This window comes from Butyrivibrio sp. VCD2006, assembly GCF_000423925.1.
In the GTDB taxonomy this organism is placed as follows: Bacteria; Bacillota; Clostridia; order Lachnospirales; family Lachnospiraceae; genus Butyrivibrio.
In genome coordinates this window covers 1-19,849 of the sequence record NZ_AUIX01000044.1, presented here as the reverse complement: position 1 = coordinate 19,849, position 19,849 = coordinate 1, and the positions used below count along the sequence as shown (strand labels likewise).

Genomic DNA, 19,849 nt, shown 5'->3' with positions numbered 1-19,849 from the left:
CTAGCAGCCTTCTTTCAAATACTTATATGATATTATTTCCTGTGGAATAAGCTTATTATTCTCAAATATGTCCGTTAGGAAGTTCCGTTCATCATCGGAGAACTCATTGATAAGATCATCGAAACGCATGCTCTGCTTCTTGGAAGACGGACTATCCTCCAGTTCTATATTCTTTGCTCTTTCTATCATTTTCTTATATCCGGGCACAAATAAAGATATATCAAGCCTGTCGTTGGCATCTTTTGTTCTTCTGAATATGTCAAAGCCTTCTCTGTCAATATCTCCCCAGTACAGGAACTTCACATCAGGATCACCCATGAATTTAACATACTCTTCAAGAGCTCCCGTTCTGTCAGAAACCTTATTTCCTTCGCCATAAACAACTCCGTCAATTGCTACTCCAAACAGACTTCTTACACCATCCTCAAACATACGCCTTCGGATGTTGAACCATATATCCTTGTTCTCGCAGATAAGAAGTGCCATGTGATCTTTCCTGGCCGGAATATAATCATGAAAACAATATTCCGGCGTGTCATAGAATCCCAGTTCTGACTCAGTAATCTGCAGCTTCCGCAAAAGCGTTTTCACTATACTGTCATCAAGAGTTTTTTCATGTCCAAATATCTCAAAGGAACGCTCTTTTCTGGATATAAAAGTCACATCTTTATCACCAAACAAATATGCACTAAGGCATTCAATAACAGCCCTATTCTTTTGAAATTCCAAAGGATTTGCAGATAAATACCCACTCCTTAGCAGTAGTGGATGCAACTTTCTTATTTCGTCTATGGTTTCATTATCAGCTTCCTCTTTTACCAAGATCCTGTATTTCTTGTATAGTGGATAGCTAATATTGCCGTTTTTGCCGGAATTCTTAACCGGTTCAATATACTCCAGTTCGCATACTTCCTGTATCCTTGTATATAAATTCCTAACATCTGATGAAACCGTATTAGTGACAGAAGACAGTTCTTCAAGTGTTATAGTCCTTTTCCCAAATCTCTGAAGTTTTGCCTTGATATCCATGCTTTACCGACCTTTACTCACCTTGTCATTACTGTAAAAATGAAAGAGTTCCCTCAGGACTCTTTCATTTTTTATATCTACTTCATTTACCCATTTATTCAATATTTGTCCATTCAATCGAAGTATTTATCTCTGAGTATTCATCAACAAGAGCATTGAACTCTTCTTCTGTAATAACATCAAACTTATCTATATTCTCAAGGTAGTCCTGAGGCGGATTCTCCTGTTTATAAAACTCTGGCGAACCTGATGCAGCCCAGTCATCATAGTAATTTACAAATGCCATGACGACCTTTGCTCTCCCCTGATCATCAATTTCAGATACAACATACATCTTACGGCCTTCGTGTCCAGTATCGCCACTGACAAACTGGTTCTTATTGTTTATGAAGGTAACACCTGAAGATCCAAGATTCTCTACATTCGCTGACTGGATCTTATTATCCTTATACTCGATAATGTCATATATCCAATAGCCAAAAGAGCGGACTATCAGTTCATTTACTCCGTCCCCATTCATGTCATAGAGAGCATATTCCATATCAGGCTCGCCTACTGCCCAGAAGGTCTCGCCGTTTGCATCAGTTTCATTACCCTTCAGATACTCCATGAAATGTGCATCGGCATCACTCTCTTTGCCAACTGTTGACGGAAGTTCAATAGCTGTGGGCTCATCTGCACCACCGATTATTTCTGCATTATCTGTCTTTTTCGCACCGCAGGCTGTCATCCCAAATACAATCAATAATGACATTGCAGCTAATATAGCTCTTTTCATGATAAGTTCTCCTCAAATATCGAATAGTCCCTCTCAAAAAGGACTTCTAACATCTGCTTTTTCAGCAGTTCTTTATCCCCTTTCTCCATCAGGTACTTCTTGCAGTACATCTTTTCTGTATGTAAAAACAGTTTTTGTGTGGTCAACCACCGGACAACAGTAAACAATCAAAATCAACTGTGGTCATCACGTTGTGGTCAAAATGTGGTCAGAACCTTACTTCATCCTCTTGAAAACCGCTTAAATACTGGCTTTCATCACTTCATGCTTTTAAGTGTCTAAGACTTAAGTGTCGGGACGGATTAAGGGAGTTCTCACGTCCTTATCCATCCTTGTCCCATGCTCTCCATACAGCTCCAAATCAGCACCTTTTTGAAATACCGTCCTTGTCCGTCATAATCCACGACCGTGTGGTAATCCGCGAGTCAATCACTATCACCCCGGTAATGAAATGAAGCCTGATGGAATATTCAATTCTTGAAAACTATGCAGCCAAAACAGGCCACTTACAAGATGAAAATCTTATCTTCAATGTTGTGAATGACTTCCTTCTTTTTCTCCTCTGTGCAGTCGGCGTAGATGTCCAATGTGGTCTGGATATCCTTATGACCCATGATGGTCTGGATGACCTTCACATTGGTCTCGGTCTCACACAGTCTAGTGCAGAAGGTATGTCTTAAATGATGTGCCGAAATTCTGGGAAGGATCAGAGCATTTCTCCCCTCTTTTCTGGCATTGACTTTCTCTTCCTCATTATAGTCATCTATAAGAGAATGGATTGCCCTGTTTACTTCTATCGGTAATGTGACTGTACCATTTGAGCTGGCAAAAACAAATCCTGAATAGCCTTCTACCTCCTGAGTACAGAATCCTGTAAGCTGCTGGAGCTGGTACTCTTCGAGGAATGCATCATACACCTGCTGGATCATAGGGACCGTTCTGCATCCTGCCTTGGTCTTGGGAGTGTTGATGTGGAGTGTTCCTCCTTCCTCATCTACTCTGCGATGGACCAGGTTGTGATTTACATCGATGGTACGCTTCTCAAAATCAAGATCTTCCCAACGAAGGCCGAGGCACTCTCCGATCCTAAGCCCTGTTCCTATAAGGACCGTGATGAGAGGTTTCCATCCCTGATACTTATGGTTCGTAAAAAGATAATTCATGAAAGCCTTCTGCTCCGGAACTGTGAGCGCCATTCTCTTCTCCGTAACCCACACATGGCTCTTCTTGATTTCACCAAGAACTCCCGAACAGGGATTGGTTCTGATATATCCATCCCTGACTGCCATCTGGAATGCCGGATGAAGCTGAGTGTGAGCATTATCCACTGTTGCCGGAGATAATTCCTTTTCTGTCAGAAGCGTATAATAGAACTTCTTAACATCAGAGTACTTCACATCTATCAGCTTACGTCTTCCGAAAGTCTCCCTTATGTAATGATCATAGGTATATATGTAATTTGCTTTTGTCGTTGCCTTCAGGTCGTACTTGCCTTTCATGTACGAGTCATATACCTGATTGACTGTAACGCGCTCTGCTCTTCTGGGATCAAGTCCGTCTTCCAGGTCGCGCCTTATCTGCTGCTCCTTCTTGCGAAGCGTGATAAGATCCGGTGCATATACCACCTGCCTCTTCCTGTCCTTATCCACATAGGAATAAGAATAACGTCCGTCTGATCTCTGACACTCACCGGTCCTGAGCGCATAACCGCGTGAGTCTTTTCTGCTCTGTGCCATTTTGTTCCTCCTTATTATTAAGAAGAAACAGCTTTCATTTATGGCTTGGTCTTATAAAGAAGCTCAAGCGCTTCCTTAAAAACCTGGGCTTGAGTGAGATTCATCTTCTCGCAATATGCAAGCAGGCGATCTCTTTCTTTTTCCGTAACGCGGAACCCGACCTTTATATCTCTCGGCTCTTCCACCGGTGGTCTTCCATGTCCTGCCATGATATCGCTCCTTTCAAAACCTCTTGAAAATATTATATTAAACGCCCCACATTTAATCAATGCATTTTTAGGAAAAAATGAAAACTGTTTCTCGGTTTACACTCCATCCTGCTCCATTTACAGGTCCCTGAAATTCTCCAGGTAGTCTTCTATGATTTCTGTGTTCACCAACACAATCCGTCTGATACGATAAACAGCCTTTGCCTCTTTTGCCAGATCCATGAATGAATGGAGCCCCATGGAGAACATTGCAGCTCCCTCTTCATACTTCACAAATTTCTTCTTGCTGCCCCCAAGTAAGTTCTCCATGTTTTCCAGTTCTTTTCTCTTGTATGCCATTGCCTTAGCCTCCTTATATTGCTTCCCTGAAGAAAGGGATGATCCTTCTTCCTAATGTTTTCCTTGTCTCACACAATCTGTTGCGAATTGTCTTTTCAGTTCTGTTTATCTCTTCACTGATCTTGGCTACAGATAAATCCTTGTGAATGTATTTGTAAGTAATGATGTATTCCTCACCTGTGAGTGCATTCAGGAAGGAATCAAATACTTCATATTCCCTTCGCATCATGGCTATCGTCCATATATCCTTTTTGTGCTTTTCAGGATTATCTGTATCCTTGAGAATCCCACCATCCGTATCACATCTTTCTATTGCCTCACGGATCATGACTCTTTCAACAGCCATTTTTGCTGTAGGATCACTCTTGTTACTTGTCTGGACCCTCACTCCAAGATCAGCACTGTTCTTTGCTCTTCTGTTGTATTCCTTCTCATTAAGGATTGTATTGAACAGACCGATTTCAAAGCAATCCACAAGCTGCGGGAAAACTGAATAGTTCTCATAAATGAGATCGAATCTTTCCTCTGCGTTGCTGCTCCCATAAGCATCAACAAGTTCATCTTCTGTAATACACATATCGCACCTCCTGTTTGAAACCCGGAGGTCAGGTTAGCCGGCTAAGCTGTACCTCTTGCTTACATATGTAATTCTACGGAACGTGACGGAATAATACGTTCTCTTAGAAATAGAACTTTAGGTTCGATAATTTCGAACAAAAGAAAAAGCACCAGCCACAAGTGCAGCGCACTCATGAGCTGATGCTCAGTATTACGACTATATTTCATCCATCTCAGCCAGACAGCTAACTATTATTTTTTGTATTTAAAAACATCCATACTAGCTATTTGTGCAATTCCCTTGGCAAAAAAAGATGCCGAGGAATGTTTATCGGTTTCTATAGCATCACAAACACCTTCACGTTTTTACTCATGTCAGTTTTCTCATAGGTATCCCTAAATACATCGATATTGTCTATTATTCTGGCTTTATCATATATTAAAAAGAAAATGCTTTTATTATCATAGTGAACAATGTCAGATGCTACTTCCTCTGAAAGCTTTTTAGCGGAAAGGCTATCTCTTGTACATTTTAACTCTATCGCAATGTCAAACTCATCAATACATATGTCTTTTCTAACAGCACACGCTCCTGCATCCTGATACTCTTCTATTCTGGCAAGCGGAAACACTGCTCTTAGCAGAGCATATACTATATGTTGCAGATCATATTCATTACCAATATCAAAACACTTTTGCATACTCAAAATACTGTCAGTACATTTAGTATGTGGCTGTCGCTTAAACATATCCTGCAGATAAAGCTGCACATTTCCTAATACTCTCTCAACGATGCAACATGCTTCTTTCTCGCTGACGTGATTAAATTGGGGTTCACTCTTAAGTATGCTGATAGCTCTTCTTTTGGATTCCTGTAATAGTTCCTTCTGGCCAATTACAGAAAATCTATTATTTGATATCGGTATAAGCTGCTCTAAGCCATCAGCGATTTCTTTGGAGCCCTCTGATTTCAATTCATCTATGATATCTAAAATTGCTCTTTCTAACGCTTTAGTGTCTTCTATAGCCTGAATAAACTCAATACTCTGTTCCCTGTTCATTGCGCCCCCAACGTAAATAGAATAAGAATAATGCTTCTATAACATACAGTACGTTATCTCTCCACTCAAGAACCTCAAAAGTTCTGTTTTTATCGTTTAGGACTTCCTGTATGTTGCCCAGATATTCTTTTAATGATTTAGGTGTAACCTTATCATCTCCAACAATTGTTTTATTGATTCTCGTCAACAGGTCATCGAATCCAATCTCCTCTATTGGCGGATCCTGAGCAATAGCTTCAAGTATAAGCGAATATAAATCCAACTCTCCCTTACTTGTACAATATTTTTTTCGTTCTCTACCACGTTTTGTCTTTCCATTACTGATAACAGCAGTGACATTTTTAAAGTCCAGGTTCAAAGTTGAAAACTTATAAGCTTTTTTTATAATCTCTTCGCTAACATCAACTGCATTACCAGAATCTGCCTTTATAAGCACACACAGATTCAGGCATAACAATTGCATCAATTGAGGTGATGCAAGGCTCTCGCCGACTAAGCTTTCAATATACTTATCATCAACATGTATTCCAAGCTGCGCAAATCCTTTTCTTGGAATCTGTCTCAGTTCATCCTTAGACCAGGGCTTAATATCGATTATACTTATACGTCCCTGCAGATCAGGATTGGTTCTAATTGCATCGTCACATCTGTGAGGAAGCGAAGATATTATTACCTTTAGTCCTTTCCTGATAGCATCTTTCAGCTGTTGCGATAAAAATCGCTGTATTTCTTCGCTTGCGTAATGAAAATCATCAATAAGCAGCACAAGTTCATGCTCCTGATAATAAGCTATAACATTTTCTCGTGTTACAATGTACTCCTCAGATATAGAATTATCAGTATTTCCTGTAGTAACCATTCCCGATAAAGGCATCCCTGCCTTTGCACCGATTGTCTTCCATACATTTTCTTTATTCAAAAAGTCTGAACCCAATACTTCTACAAGGTTGTCGATTCCCACAACTCTTTCACACAGTACCGTTTTTCCTATTTTGGATGGACCGGAAATAAGTGTTATATACCCAGACATATTTAACGCCTGCTCAAGTCTCTCCTCATAAGTAAAACCTAGCGCAGCTTCTCTGGAAATATAAGTAGTCACAGGTAATGCCCCTGGCTTAAAAATTTCAGCTGATTTGTTCATGAAAGTGATACCTCCTGTTAATGGTATTATATCACTTTTTAAAGGCTTTTAATGACTTTATTGTATATTTAATGGATTTTAATGTATTTTAATGGTTTTTAAAGGTTTTAATGCATTTTTATATGTTTTTAATGTAAGATAATGGTGAGATACGATTATGTGAGAAAATATTGAAAAATAAGTGGTTTGCCTCATATTCTAATACCTTGCTACTCAGAATTGTTTTGGTTCCAATAGTCTTATCTCTATTGCATAGCAATTTCGCCCATAGCTTAACACTCCCTCTTCTCTGTATTCGCTTCTCACAAGCCCAATACCAAAGACCGTCCTGCTATCATTTTCATGTGGGACATCCTCAACAAATCTGTAATCCATATAATCTCCAGAGACGTGATCACAAATCTGTATCCTTGCTGTTCTATCTATCATTTGCCTTAAATCGCCAAATTTCATTATCCCTATTCCTATCTGTTAGCTAATAACCTCTTAAACACTTCATAATTTCGGCTATCTCTTGGACTGCAATATACGGCGAACTCTATATTTTTGAACAGGTGTAGGAAGTCGCCTATCACATTTGATGCAGCTTTGGCAACAATATCTGGTTTATTCTGAAATGCTCCACATCCAAGGCGGACAAAAAACTTATCGAGAAGAATCTCAAGGTTCTGGATGCTCTTCAGAAATCTTACTTCATTGATAAGGTCTGGGCTGCTTGGGGTGATCTAATTGATTCAAGGGATTATCTTGGCAACACACTTTATGATATTCAGGACATTATAAAAGAGGCTGAGTGGTACCACCTTGGAACTACAACCAGATGGGGGAATCCCAGACATCCGTTGTATTTGAAAAGAGACTCTCTTTTACCATTTGGGGCAAGGGTTGTGAGAGTACATTACTAAGAACGGAGCGAGGAAGTAGATGTTTTTTATCATGGGAATAACAGATGGCAGGAAGGACTTTGATTTCAATCAGCTGATTACCTGCGCAATCTGTGGAAAATATGGGCGCTTCAACGTGTTCATGACATATACGGTGCTGTCTCTTTTCTTTATACCGACCTTCAAGTGGAACAGGCATTACTACGTGCAGACCAGCTGCTGTGGAACTGTTTATGAGCTTGATTCTGAGATTGGTAAGATGATCGCAAGAGGTGAAGAGGTTGAGATCCTGCCAAGTCATCTGACACAGGTAAGCGGCGGAAGAGGATTTACGACCGGTTATAAGAGATGCAGACAGTGTGGATATGAGACAACAGAGGACTTTGACTTTTGTCCTAAGTGCGGAACGAGGTTTTAAAACAGATAGATGATAAAGAGATTTAAAAGCCTTCGGTATGACAACCGGAGGCTTTGTTTGGATAAATGCTGTAAACTTTATCTTTATATAATCATATATTTATCGGTATTTTACAAGTTTTTTGATATAATTATAGTGTGGTTCTATATCCAATTGAAATAAAAATCAGTCTACTCAGAACCAATAGAAAGGTGCTGCTTTGATAGGGAAAGGCGCTCTCCGTAAAAGAATAATAACTTCATTATGTATGCTGGCTATTCTGTGCTGCGTGGTCATAAGCAGCATTGTTTCTAATGCAGAATCAGATGAATATCTCATTGTTGGAGTACCTACAGATCGTTGCCCTATGTTTTACTTTGACGAGGACGCAGGGATAATTACCGGAATAGGTGCAGATCTTATGACGGCGGCAGCAAAAGAGGCTGGATATATAGCTGTTTTCAGAGTCCTGGAAGAGAAAAATCTTAAGGATGCCCTTGATAACCCGGGATATGATGTGATTATGCCATTCGGAAGTGCCATAACAAGCTCATCAGGAAATCCATCTGTTGTTTCTGATAATCTTATCCAAACACCATTTACACTTGTTACGGTTAATCAGAGTATCTCTTTAAAATCTGTTGTGATTCCCCAGGCAGCATTCATTGCATTGGGAACACCGTTCTCATCATATGTTCCGATAATAAGTACCGGCTGTGGGTACATAAGTGGCTTTGCTCCAAAGTTTGTTCTGCTCATTTCTCTGTCCTCCTCGTTAATCTAATGATGTGCGCCAACTTTAACTTATATTTCTATTTATCGTTCTATTGATTAACTGGTGATTACATTTGTAATATCACTCAAATTGCGAAGCAACCAGTTTAAGATTGTTTCTTATCGGCAGATGCTGAGGACAGATTCTCTCGCACTTTCCACATCCTATGCAGTCACCCGGCTTGCCATAGACCTGGGTAAGTCTGGCATAGTACTCGCCCTGAGGAGTAAATGGTTTTCCTTCATATTCCTGCATCTCTGCATTATAAACAGAAAAGTATTTTGGTATCGGAATGTTTTTCGGACATCCATCCACACAGTACGCACACCCTGTACATGGTATGGCAATACTCGAATTAATCACATCGGTTGCCTTCTTTATTATCTCCATCTCTTCATCGTTAAGTGGAGTAAAATTCTTCATATATCCTGTATTGTCCGTCAGCATGTCCATATTTCCCATGCCAGACAGCACCATTTTTACATTTGGCTGACTTGCCGCAAATCTGATAGCCCAGGATGCGACCGACATATCAGGCGCATAGTCCTTAAACAGCTTTTCAACCTCAGGAACAACGTTGGACAAAGTTCCGCCTTTGACAGGCTCCATGACGATCACAGGCTTACCATGTTTTTCGCACACTTCATAACATTTTCTTGACTGTATTACCTCGCTATCCCAATCAAGATAATTAAGCTGGAGCTGAACAAATTCAACTTCCGGATGCTCAGTAAGTATTCTATCTAAAAGGTCAGCCCTGTCATGATATGAAAAGCCCATATGTCTGACATATCCAGCTTTCTTCTTATCCGCCAGCCACTCAAAGCAACCGAATTTCTGATACTTTTTGTAATGATCTTCCCCGAGGTCATGAAGAAGGTAGTAGTCAAAATAATCTACCCTTGTTTTTTCAAGTTGGGTATTAAATACTTTTTCTCTTTCTTCTTCACTGTTAAAGAATCCTGAGTGGAGCTTGGTAGCCAGAGTAAACTCGTTTCTGTTATGTCTGCTTACAAGTGCTTCACCGGCAGCATCCTCACTTTTGAACCCACAATACATCCAGGCTGTATCAAAGTAAGTAAAGCCTTCGGATATAAAATAATCTACCATCTTTTTTGTAAGCTCAATGTCGATATTTCCAAACTTTCCAGATGTAGCAAGTTCCGGAAGTCTCATCATTCCGAAACCGAGTTTCTTCGTGTTTTCGCCAAAAGTATTCTCCATGTCTCCTCCGCCTCTCTTTTGTATTTACTCAAACTTATCCGCATCCAGCATCTTTACTGCTCTTGCAGGATTACCAACCACAACAGCACAGTCAGGTACATCCTTTGTTGTCTTCTGAAACAGGCCTCTTTATATCATCCGGCAAATAATCAAGACCCACTTCACGCAGGCTTAGGATACTGTCATAGCTGCAACTTTGATTATAAGAGTTTTTCTTAAGCAATTCCAGAGTATGCGCTATTTCTTAATGACACGTATATCTGACACTGCCCTATGCCGCATTTTTACTACAACAGAAAACCGGAGCCAAAATTTTTAAATTTTGACACCGAATTCCTACAAAAAACCCTCAGCACTTAGCAAGCGTCCTAAGGCTGAGGTTCATTAGATATGGTACTGATGTTTATGGTTTTTTGTGTACGCGGGAGCTATGTAACCCCCCAGGGGGCTTGAAAGTCCCGGTCCTAACATGATAACCTTGGCTCTGAAGTGAGGTTTAAAAACTATGGAGAAAATAAATATAGCCGGACACGAACTTACCTCCGGCAAGACGATAAAAGATCATATACATGTCGGCGGAACTGAGATACACATTCCCCACATCATCATCTGCGGAGAAAAGCCGGGCAAAACCGTACTAGTTACAGCAGGTATCCATAATGCGGAATATGTCGGCATTCAGGCAGCTATTGAGCTCTCTAATGAGATTTCTCCCAAAGACCTTTCAGGAAATCTTATCATCATCCCATTAGCCAACAGGTCAGGTTTTGAAAACAGAACCATGTCCCTTGTTTATGAGGATGGCAAGAATCTCAACAGAGTCTTCCCGGGAGACAAGGATGGTTCAGCCGCGGATCGCCTGGCTAGCCTTCTGTTTGATGTTTTTATCAAAAACGCTGATGCTTACATTGACCTGCATAGCGGAGACGGATACGAGACTCTTATCCCCTACGCATACTACGTGGGAGCTTCTCCTGCCAGTGATATTGCAAAAAAGATGGTGGACTGCGTCAACGCCTCCTACTGCGTAAAGAGTACCTGTACCACCGAAGGCGCCTACAACACAGCATCCATGGCCGGAATCCCCAGTGTTCTAATAGAGCGCGGTCAGTTAAGCCTGCTTCCAAAGGATGAGGTACAGGCAGACAAAGAGGATGTGCTGAACATTTTGAAATTCCTTGGTCTTATTGAAGGAGAGTACAAGACATATCCCAAGACAGAACTCAGAGAATTCAGCGACGATGCCCCATTCACCGGCTGCTGGTATCCGGAGAAAAAGGTGGGAGAGAAATTTTCAAAAGGTGATAAATTTGGTGAGATAAGGGATTACTTTGGAAGGCCCCTTCACACAGCCATTGCCGATACTGACGGAGTTCTGATCCACCAGTGCTCATCTCTTAGCATAATAAAGAATGGTCCCATGGTGACCTACGGAGTAATACAAAAACAGGATGCATGTTGAATGCATCCTGTTTTTGTATTACCTTTTAACGTATGTGAATGTTGAAGCTATCTCTTTGCTGTCATAGATTCCGGGAATTCCTTCCGCCAGCGGAGTTCTTGTAACGGCCATATACACACCCTTTTTCTCCACTGAGAAGAATATCCTGCCTTCCTCATCTGTGTTCAGGATTCTCTCAAAATACTCTTTTCCATCATAGAACACAACAACTACCGTGGATCCCTTAAGCGGGAATTTGTCGTGAATAAGCTTTAAATGAAGTACGTCGGTGTCTGCTTCCCAGGGATCGGGAACGAAACTTACTCTGGACTCATGGATAAATTCGGGAGTTCCCTTCTTATCTCCAACAGTTATGTTTGTCACATATATCTGAGGATAGTTCTTGGCATCAAGAATATCAGGATATGTCCTTCTGTCACCCTCGTAATACACGTCTTTTTCATCTCTTACATAATTGTTGTCATAGATACACATAAGGGTGTAAATGCCCTCAGAAACTGGCGTAAAGCGAAGCTCATAATAGTCTCCCTGCTCATCGCCCGGACCCTTTACCGGTGTTATTGCTATTCTGTTTCCTTTTTCATCTGTGGCGAAGGCTCTTATCTCATCAAGACGAAAGAATCCGTCCGGCCTCATGTGATGTCCCCACCTCATTATTCCGCAGACTTCTTCCCCCGGCTCATATACACTCTTGTCAGTGATTATCCAGGCTTCGTGGCCATATACCATCATATCTGTAGTATCAATTCCTCTTCTCATCTCAAACTCCATTCATATTATTAGACTATTGCTTTCTGAGCCTTTACCAGAAACATCCTGTCAGGCATATAAAACTGGTCTTTCTCGCTATAGAGTCTATCTCCCGCTCCAAGATCAGTAACTATATTTTCATAACCGATTTTTTCAAGACAAGCCTTGTCCCACTCCGGTCTGTCCAAAGTGCTGATAGATAACATGTGGTAAATATCGTGGCACTCCTCTACCATGGCGTCGGTCACATTTTTGTGGGCAAGGTTCTGCATCTGATCATAGTGATGAAATCCCTTTGCATACTCCGCATCATACACAAGCAGCATTCCTCCCGGCTTTAACACTCTGTGCCACTCCATGTAGGCTTCCACCGGATGCGGAAGTGTCCAGACAAGATTTCTATTTATCACCAGGTCAAAAGAGCTATCGGCAAAATCCAGTTTTTCTGCGTCCATAACCATAAGGCGCGCCTTTGCTCCATGGCGCGAAAGCAGCTCTTTTCCCCTCTCTATCATCTCAGGCGTAAGATCCACCCCGGTCACGTCAAAATCGAAATCCGACAACACCATTTCGAAAAAGCCGGCTCCGCATCCAACGTCCAGAACAGACAACTTATCATCAGCTGAAAAATGCCTTAAAAACTCCGACTGCCACAGCTGTTTTTTCCTGCTGTGGATCTCCTCGTGTTTGTGCTCACTAAAGCTCTCCGCTCTCTTGGACCAGTAGGTCACTACTTTATCTTTGATATCTTCAGCTTCCTCCTCAAAAGGAATCTGCATAAGTTTAGTCATATTACTACGTATACCCCAATTATCTTTCTAAAAGTTTGTTACTCAATAAGATTATCAAGCAGTTCTTTTGTGTACTCATGTTGCGGATTTCCAAGGACTCTGCCGGTCTCACCCTCTTCCACACACTCGCCGTTTTTCATTACCATTATCCTGTCGCACAGCATGCTCACCAGAGCAATGTCGTGGGAGACAAATATGATCGACACCCCTTCTTTTTCCCTCAGCTGCTGCAAAAGAGCTACTACCTGGGCCTGAGTTGTAACATCCAGAGCACTTGTTGCCTCGTCGCACAAAAGAATCCCTGCATCAGAACACAGTGCCCTTGCAATTGACATTCGCTGGCACTGTCCTCCGGACATGCTTCCTGCCTTTTTCTCCAAAAGACTCTCATCAAGCCCAACAGCCTCAAGGATTCGTGACAGTTTTTCATAGCCACAGCCCTTTGTAGCTTCCACAACGGCTTTTTTCATCTTCATTCTTGGGTCAAAAGACATCTGGGCATCCTGAAATATCATCTGCAGAAAAGTTCCGGCAAAGGCCGGCGACTTACCTGTATACTCTGTTCCCTTATAATAAAGATTTCCACTATCAAGCTTTTCCAGACAGCTGACGTGACGAAGAAGAGTACTCTTTCCGCTTCCGCTCTCGCCTACGATTCCAAGGATCTCTCCATTTTTCAGGAAGAAACTCACATCCTTTAAGGCCTGTAATTTTTTGCCTTTATCAACGTAGCTTTTATTTAGATTTTTTCCTTCTAAAATTATATCTGAATCCGGCATATCAGCTCACCTTCAGTCTTGGTACGGCCTTCAAGAGATTCTTTGTGTACTCGTTTTGTGGATTCTCCAGGATCTCTTTTGCAGGGCCATACTCAAGCATCCTGCCACTTTTCATGATTCCAATGTAATCAGCCATTTTAGATGCGATACCCAAATGGTGGGTAACCATCAAAATAGTAGTACCCTTTAGTTTGTTGATCTCAAGAAGCTGCTCCACAACCATCCCTGCTGTTTTAACATCCAGTGCGCTTGTAACTTCATCGCATAATAAAATCCCCGGCTCCAAGAGCATTGTTGTGGCAATGGCCATACGCTGGTTCATGCCTCCTGACAGCTCATAAGGCCTTGATGCAAGCGCTCTTTTAGCATCATTAAGTCCCAGAATTTGGAGTGTCTTCTCAACTTCATCTATTTTAAAGTCGATGTTATTACTTTTTAGCGCCTCCATTATCTGTGCCTTGTAAGTCCTTATGGGATTAAAAGATCCGCCGGGATTCTGAGGCACAATGCCAAGTAAAATGTCTTCTAGAGTCTCTATACTTCCGCATGTTTTAGTCACGCCTCCAAAGCCATGAATAGCCTTAAGAAGCGTAGATTTACCGCTTCCGCTCTCGCCGACGATACAGACTCTTTTACCTGCTTCCACTTCAAAAGAGATATCATTTATAACACTCTCATCGCCATAGCCGGCAGAGAGATTGTTTATCCTAAGTATTGTATCCATGCTTAATCCTCATCTCTATATTCCATGACGCAGTCCCCAAGATAGTTAAATACTATGATGGTGACTATGGTAGCAATTGCCGGATACAGCACAGCCCAAGGTGCTATCTGTATATATGCCCTGGACTCATTGATCATTGACCCCCACTCAGCAGTGGGTGGCACAACTCCAAGCCCCAAAAAAGACAGGCCCGAGATACCTATCATGGTGGTTCCTATCTGTGTAAGGGCATTTGTAAGAAGTGGTGCTATTATATTGGGAAGTATGTGGGCCATCATTATAGCCGGCCCACTCTTTCCCGCCAGTTTTGCAGCTTGCACGTAGGGGCAATTCTTTATGGCAAAAGTATGACTCCGTGCAAGTCTGGCAAACCCGGTCCACATAGTTATTCCCAGCGCGATCATGGCACTTGAAAGTCCTCCTCCAAGAATGCCCGCAACCGCGATGGCTACTACCATCTGAGGAAATGCCAGCATAATGTCGGCAATCCTCATCATAATTTCATCCAATATTCCGCCATAATATCCGCTAAGGATTCCAATAATGCTTCCCAGGATGAAAGAAATCGCAACCAGTATAAATGTAGCTGCTATAGTTGTCCTTGCTCCATATAAAACTCTTGAAAACACGCATCTTCCCAGGTTATCTGTTCCAAACAGAAATTCCCCGGACGGAGCTGACCTTATGGCTGATGCGCTTGTTGCATATGGATCATTAGGTGCAATAACACTTGCGAAAAGAGCTATAAGCACCAAAAGCAGTGCAACACCTGCTGATATTATTACTTTTATTCTGTTAATCTTTTTACGTTTATGGTTCATTAAAAAGACCTCGGATCCAAAAGCCTGTAGGTAATATCAACTATCAGATTTATAACAACATAGATTGTTCCCATAATAAGCACAAAGCCCATGATCACAGGGTAGTCCCTGGCTGTTATGGAATCCATCACAAGTTTGCCGATACCCGGCCATCTGAAAATATTCTCAATAACAACGCTGCCTCCCATCAGGGTTCCGATCTGAAGGCCGATCATTGTAAGTATGTGTCCAAGGCTGTTTCTAAGGACATTGTTGATAAGAATAAATCTGCCCTTAACCTTTCTGGACTTCATTCCCACAACATACTCTTCTCCAAGCTGATCCAGGAGTTCACTCCTAATCTGTCTTGTAAACCTTCCTGCCATGGGTATTGCCAGAGAAAGTGCAGGCAGCATAAGTCCTTTGATACTTCCATCTGCAATTACAGGAAAGACCTTGATATGTATGCAAAACAGATACATCAAAAGTACTGATATAAGGAAATTCGGAAGAGAATTACCTATAAATGAAAAGAGCCTGACGATATGGTCTACCAATTTTCCCTTTTTGACCGCTGACCATATTCCCAGTGGAAAAGAGATTATAAGCGCCAAAAGCAGACTGGTTAAAGCCAGTCCACATGTGTTCTTAAGCCCTTTTATCAGTTTTGGCGCAACGGGAAGATCATCCTTAAAGGAAACACCAAAATCCCCTTTAAGAACATTCGAAAGCCACTCCGCGTACCTAACGATAAAGGGGCGGAGGAGGCCAAGCCTCTCCCGCTCCGCTTGCAGTATTTCTTTTGTGACCACCACACCCTGGGAGGTGAGTCTCTTTTCCGCAGGGTCACCGGGAGCCAGATACATTATGCCAAACACAAGAAAGCTCAGCACCAAAAGTATCAGGGCAAGTCCCAGGATCCTTTTAAGTATTTGTTTAGCCATTAATGTCAGTCTCTGCGTCTACTCCATAGAAATCGAAAGGAACATACTCAGCAAATCCGCTTACACCCTTGCGAAGAACTGTAGTGTTATTGAAAAGTCCAACATATCCGAATGCATTGTCATCTATAGCAATCTGAACGATCTTGTTGGCAAGCTCTGCTCTCTTTGCAGTATCTGTCTCAGTTCTGAGCTGCTCAATCATGCTCTGGCATTCAGCACTCTCAAATCCACCTACATTGTAGTAAGCTCCGTCTGCAAGAGTTGAGTCGATGAAGTAAAGAGGATCACCTGACTTATCAGCGATCATGCAGTAAAGAGCAAGATCAAAGTCAGCGTTTGCAATGTAAGTAGCATCAGGATCTTCCTCAACTCTAAGTGTTGAATCAATACCAATAGCCTTAAGCTGCTCCTGGATCAGGATTGCAAGAGTATCAAGAGATCTTGCTGCATAGTATGCAATGCTGATGCTGAGCTTATTACCATCCTTCTCGTAGATGCCGTCAGCTCCAAGTGTATAACCATCGGCCTCCAAAAGCTCTTTTGCCTTGGCTGTATCTACTGCAGGAACACTTACCTTGCCATAAGCAGCTGCTGTTGAGAATGGTCCGACTGCTGCAGATACTGTACCTGAAAGGTACTCTGCAATCTTGTCCTTATCAACAGTGAGGTTGATTGCTTCCCTCACAGAATCATCAAGTGAATTCTCATTGAGAATGTAGAACTGGAGACGTGCACCGGGAATTGAAACTACATCGTACAGATCAGGGCTCTGGTTATAAACCTCAAGAGCTGCTGATGAAACGCTGTTGTAGCAGTCGATCTCGCCGCTCTGCATAGCAAGGAGCTTGGGATCATCCTCCTGCATGTAGTAGAATACAGCGCCGTCAAGCTTAACATCTCCGCCCCAGTAGTTTTCGTTCTTAGTTACTGTCACGTCACCCTCAGGGATAAACTCTGTAACAACAAACGGTCCTGTGCACACAGGTGCGTTGTCAAAATCTGTTGTTGCATCAAGATCAATCATTCCGCACTCAGGGCTTGCAAGGTCGTTCTTAAGAGTAGGGTAAACTTCCTTAGTATCGATAACGATTGTCTTGTCATCTGTAGCAGTCATCTCAAAATCGCCGAGATAAGCAAATCTGCTGTTCTCTGCAGCAAGACGCTGAAGGTTTCTGATTACCATATCAGCTGTAAGAGGGTTTCCGTTTGAGAACTGAACTCCATCATTAAGTGTAACAGTCCATGTGCTGCCATCTGCAACTGCGTCCTTAGCAAGGCATGGAACAGCACTCATGGTCTCGTCGAGCTTAAACAGTGCCTCTGAAACTCCATAAATTGATGTGTACCATCCATAGTATTCCTTGTGTACATCAAGACTTGGATAAGCAAAAGAAGCTGCAGTGTGAAGAATCTTCTCACCTGTAGCTGCAGACTGACTTTCGTCAGTTGTCTGATTCTCAGATGTTGCTGCCTGTGTATCAGCAGGTGTCTGCGTTTCTGTTGTCTGTGTGTCTGCACCTGAACCACAAGCTACCATTGATAATGCCATGGTTGCAGCAAGTAGTGCCGCTAAAAACTTTTTCTTCATAATATAGTATCCTCCATTGTGCCTGAATTACCTCACACAATGGAAAGGATAGCATTGTGAAATCCGCTCCACAAGCCCCCTGGGGGGTTATTACTACGTTGGTTATAGTTTTTTAACTTGATTTTGAGACGAAAAAGCATCATACTCATTTCTTAGCGTTATTAACAAGGAGGTATATATATGGATACAATTCAGATACTCAGAGATCTTTTTATCATAATCGTCATGGCAAAGTTATTCGGACTGATAGCCAGAAGACTTCATGCGCCACAGGTTGCCGGTGAGATCATCGCAGGTCTTCTCATAGGTCCAACACTGCTTAATCTTGTTAATCCCAGTGATTTCCTGTCGGGCATGGCCGAAATCGGTGTGATTCTTCTGATGTTCAGCGCCGGACTGGAAACAGATATCGACAAACTCAAAAAATCCGGCCTGAAGGCAACAATCCTTGCATGCACAGGTGTTGGAGTTCCGCTTGTTCTTGGAACGCTCCTGTACATGGCCTTCTATGGCTTTGCAGCTCCCGGATCAACCGAGTTCATAAAAGCACTCTTTATAGGAACTATTCTTACAGCTACTTCCGTGAGCATAACAGTTCAGGTTCTAAAGGAACTTGGAAAGATTTCCACAGAAGTGGGAACAACAATCATGAGCGCCGCAATCATCGATGACGTAATAGGAATCGTGGTTCTTACAGCTGTTCTTGGTCTGAAAGATCCAAATGCCAATCTTGCAGCTGTTTGCTTAAAGACCGTAGCCTTCTTTGCGCTTTCGGTTGTTGTGGGAATTATCATCTTTAAGATAATGTCAAAAGCAGAAGCGAAATGGCCTCATACCAGAAGAATCCCGATCATGGGTCTGGCACTTGCCTTTGCAATGTCTTATGTTGCCGATAAGTACTTTGGAGTAGCTGATATCACCGGTGCCTATGTTGCAGGTATTATTCTCAGCTCTCTGGACAACTCCGAGTATATAGACAGAAAGATGGACATAAATTCATATATGTTATTCGGCCCCGTATTCTTTGCAAGTGTAGGCCTTCAGACAAACCTAAGGTCTGTCGACATGACAATCCTTGCATTCTCGGCAGCATTTGTTGTCGTTGGACTCCTCGGAAAGGTTGTAGGCTGTGGCATCGTTGCAAAGCTCCTTAAGTACAACACCTCTGACTCGTTAAAGATTGGTGTGGGTATGATGACCAGAGGCGAAGTTGCACTTATCGTAGCTCAAAGAGGTTTAAAAGCTGATATCGTTGACAGCAGATACTTTACCGCAGTAATCCTGTTGATAATATTAAGCTCAATTCTGACACCTATAATATTGAAGGCTATATATGCCTCAGATGAAAAAGCTAATTCTCCTGCCTGAGTTAATCGACTGTAGAACTGATATTGTACTAAAATAAAAAGGTCCGCTTTCTATTAAGAAAACGGGCCGTTTAATTTCAGTTTTAACAAGCAATGCTAAAAGCATCCCCACACATCATATCTTTTATCATACTGGCAAATATCTACATCCATATCAGCAATCTCATCAGCATACAGCCGAATAAGATCACTAAGGGTCCTACGAAAAGCCATATTACTTGTCCTTACCTTCAATCCAATAATTTACCAAATGCAAAATGGTATTTATTGTAATGCTATCGAATCTTTAAATTCCGGTTTATTCTTCCATCAAGGATTATGTATTACATTTCTCTTTCCACTATTGGCAGTTCCTCTTACTTCTTCGTGGTAAAAGTAATCTACGATTGTTGGATGTCCTTTCTCTACTCTCTCATACGGAGTTTCATTATCAACAAACCTGCAATCATACTTTTTAGCCAGCTCTTCTGCTTTCTTTTCCAGCGCTTCAAAATAGCTGCGGTTCTTTTT

22 protein-coding genes and 1 pseudogene are annotated in these 19,849 nt (G+C 41.9%); 5 read left to right on the top strand and 18 right to left on the bottom strand.

Annotated elements, in window-relative coordinates; translation table 11 throughout:
• The 9 genes from G586_RS0114600 to G586_RS0114555 all read right to left on the bottom strand — a co-directional run bounded on the left by G586_RS0114600 (position 1) and on the right by G586_RS0114555 (position 7,307).
• Positions 1-1,029: a Wadjet anti-phage system protein JetD domain-containing protein gene (locus G586_RS0114600; RefSeq protein ID WP_026528341.1), complete on the bottom strand. Its 1,029-nt coding sequence runs from the start codon at positions 1,027-1,029 to the stop codon at positions 1-3.
• Positions 1,030-1,123: 94 nt separating this feature from the next.
• Complete coding sequence (locus G586_RS0114595) at positions 1,124-1,807, bottom strand: hypothetical protein (RefSeq protein WP_022769940.1); 684 nt, start codon at positions 1,805-1,807, stop codon at positions 1,124-1,126.
• Positions 1,808-2,313: 506 nt separating this feature from the next.
• Positions 2,314-3,543: a site-specific integrase gene (locus tag G586_RS0114585; protein WP_026528340.1), complete on the bottom strand. Its 1,230-nt coding sequence runs from the start codon at positions 3,541-3,543 to the stop codon at positions 2,314-2,316.
• A gap of 38 nt (positions 3,544-3,581) precedes the next feature.
• A complete protein-coding gene (locus tag G586_RS26240) occupies positions 3,582-3,752 on the bottom strand; it encodes a CopG family transcriptional regulator (protein ID WP_139176463.1) in 171 nt (56 codons plus the stop codon).
• Positions 3,753-3,869: 117 nt separating this feature from the next.
• The gene (locus G586_RS0114575) at positions 3,870-4,091 is read right to left on the bottom strand and encodes a DUF6462 family protein (protein ID WP_026528339.1); all 222 of its coding nucleotides are present in this window, start codon (positions 4,089-4,091) and stop codon (positions 3,870-3,872) included.
• 13 nt (positions 4,092-4,104) lie between these two features.
• Positions 4,105-4,668 (bottom strand): hypothetical protein, encoded by a 564-nt coding sequence (locus G586_RS0114570; protein ID WP_026528338.1) that lies wholly within the window; start codon positions 4,666-4,668, stop codon positions 4,105-4,107.
• Positions 4,669-4,987: 319 nt separating this feature from the next.
• On the bottom strand, positions 4,988-5,710 hold the full coding sequence (locus G586_RS0114565; RefSeq protein ID WP_026528337.1) for a hypothetical protein: 723 nt from the start codon (positions 5,708-5,710) through the stop codon (positions 4,988-4,990).
• Complete coding sequence (locus G586_RS0114560) at positions 5,688-6,854, bottom strand: ATP-binding protein (protein WP_026528336.1); 1,167 nt, start codon at positions 6,852-6,854, stop codon at positions 5,688-5,690. The genes G586_RS0114565 and G586_RS0114560 overlap by 23 nt, the downstream gene beginning before the upstream one ends.
• A gap of 213 nt (positions 6,855-7,067) precedes the next feature.
• Entirely contained in the window at positions 7,068-7,307 is a 240-nt protein-coding gene (locus G586_RS0114555; protein WP_026528335.1) for a hypothetical protein, read from the bottom strand.
• 146 nt (positions 7,308-7,453) lie between these two features.
• Between G586_RS0114555 and G586_RS27665 the strand changes: the two genes are divergently transcribed.
• The 3 genes from G586_RS27665 to G586_RS27660 all read left to right on the top strand — a co-directional run bounded on the left by G586_RS27665 (position 7,454) and on the right by G586_RS27660 (position 8,919).
• Positions 7,454-7,759 (top strand): DUF1643 domain-containing protein, encoded by a 306-nt coding sequence (locus G586_RS27665; protein WP_081674394.1) that lies wholly within the window; start codon positions 7,454-7,456, stop codon positions 7,757-7,759.
• A gap of 19 nt (positions 7,760-7,778) precedes the next feature.
• Positions 7,779-8,156, top strand: coding sequence for a zinc ribbon domain-containing protein (locus G586_RS0114550; RefSeq protein WP_026528334.1), 378 nt, complete (start codon positions 7,779-7,781; stop codon positions 8,154-8,156).
• Between the two features lie 247 nt (positions 8,157-8,403).
• Positions 8,404-8,919 (top strand): hypothetical protein, encoded by a 516-nt coding sequence (locus G586_RS27660; protein WP_026528333.1) that lies wholly within the window; start codon positions 8,404-8,406, stop codon positions 8,917-8,919.
• Positions 8,920-8,991: 72 nt separating this feature from the next.
• Here the strand turns inward: G586_RS27660 and G586_RS0114540 are convergent, their stop codons facing one another.
• Positions 8,992-10,134, bottom strand: a complete 1,143-nt coding sequence (locus tag G586_RS0114540) for an aldo/keto reductase (RefSeq protein WP_026528332.1) — start codon at positions 10,132-10,134, stop codon at positions 8,992-8,994.
• A 505-nt stretch (positions 10,135-10,639) separates the two neighbouring features.
• Here G586_RS0114540 and G586_RS0114535 point away from each other — a divergent pair.
• Entirely contained in the window at positions 10,640-11,596 is a 957-nt protein-coding gene (locus G586_RS0114535) for a succinylglutamate desuccinylase/aspartoacylase family protein (protein WP_022779916.1), read from the top strand.
• An 18-nt stretch (positions 11,597-11,614) separates the two neighbouring features.
• Here the strand turns inward: G586_RS0114535 and G586_RS0114530 are convergent, their stop codons facing one another.
• The 7 genes from G586_RS0114530 to G586_RS0114500 are packed head-to-tail and all read right to left on the bottom strand — an operon-like array spanning position 11,615 to position 17,972.
• Positions 11,615-12,367: a DUF4198 domain-containing protein gene (locus G586_RS0114530; protein ID WP_081647196.1), complete on the bottom strand. Its 753-nt coding sequence runs from the start codon at positions 12,365-12,367 to the stop codon at positions 11,615-11,617.
• Between the two features lie 8 nt (positions 12,368-12,375).
• Complete coding sequence (locus tag G586_RS0114525; protein ID WP_051204821.1) at positions 12,376-13,137, bottom strand: class I SAM-dependent methyltransferase; 762 nt, start codon at positions 13,135-13,137, stop codon at positions 12,376-12,378.
• 38 nt (positions 13,138-13,175) lie between these two features.
• Positions 13,176-13,916 (bottom strand): ABC transporter ATP-binding protein, encoded by a 741-nt coding sequence (locus G586_RS0114520; protein WP_026528330.1) that lies wholly within the window; start codon positions 13,914-13,916, stop codon positions 13,176-13,178.
• Between the two features lies 1 nt (position 13,917).
• Positions 13,918-14,640, bottom strand: coding sequence for an ATP-binding cassette domain-containing protein (locus G586_RS0114515; RefSeq protein ID WP_026528329.1), 723 nt, complete (start codon positions 14,638-14,640; stop codon positions 13,918-13,920).
• A gap of 2 nt (positions 14,641-14,642) precedes the next feature.
• Positions 14,643-15,461, bottom strand: a complete 819-nt coding sequence (locus tag G586_RS0114510; RefSeq protein WP_022779912.1) for an ABC transporter permease — start codon at positions 15,459-15,461, stop codon at positions 14,643-14,645.
• A complete protein-coding gene (locus tag G586_RS0114505; RefSeq protein ID WP_026528328.1) occupies positions 15,461-16,384 on the bottom strand; it encodes an ABC transporter permease in 924 nt (307 codons plus the stop codon). Before G586_RS0114505 ends, G586_RS0114510 begins: the two co-directional genes overlap by 1 nt.
• Positions 16,377-17,972 (bottom strand): ABC transporter substrate-binding protein, encoded by a 1,596-nt coding sequence (locus G586_RS0114500; protein WP_026528327.1) that lies wholly within the window; start codon positions 17,970-17,972, stop codon positions 16,377-16,379. The genes G586_RS0114505 and G586_RS0114500 overlap by 8 nt, the downstream gene beginning before the upstream one ends.
• Positions 17,973-18,152: 180 nt before the next feature.
• Between G586_RS0114500 and G586_RS0114495 the strand changes: the two genes are divergently transcribed.
• Positions 18,153-19,340: a cation:proton antiporter gene (locus G586_RS0114495; protein WP_026528326.1), complete on the top strand. Its 1,188-nt coding sequence runs from the start codon at positions 18,153-18,155 to the stop codon at positions 19,338-19,340.
• 308 nt (positions 19,341-19,648) lie between these two features.
• On the opposite strand, the pseudogene G586_RS23245 reads toward G586_RS0114495, so the two are convergent.
• Positions 19,649-19,849: pseudogene (locus G586_RS23245) on the bottom strand (radical SAM mobile pair protein B); the annotation flags it as partial.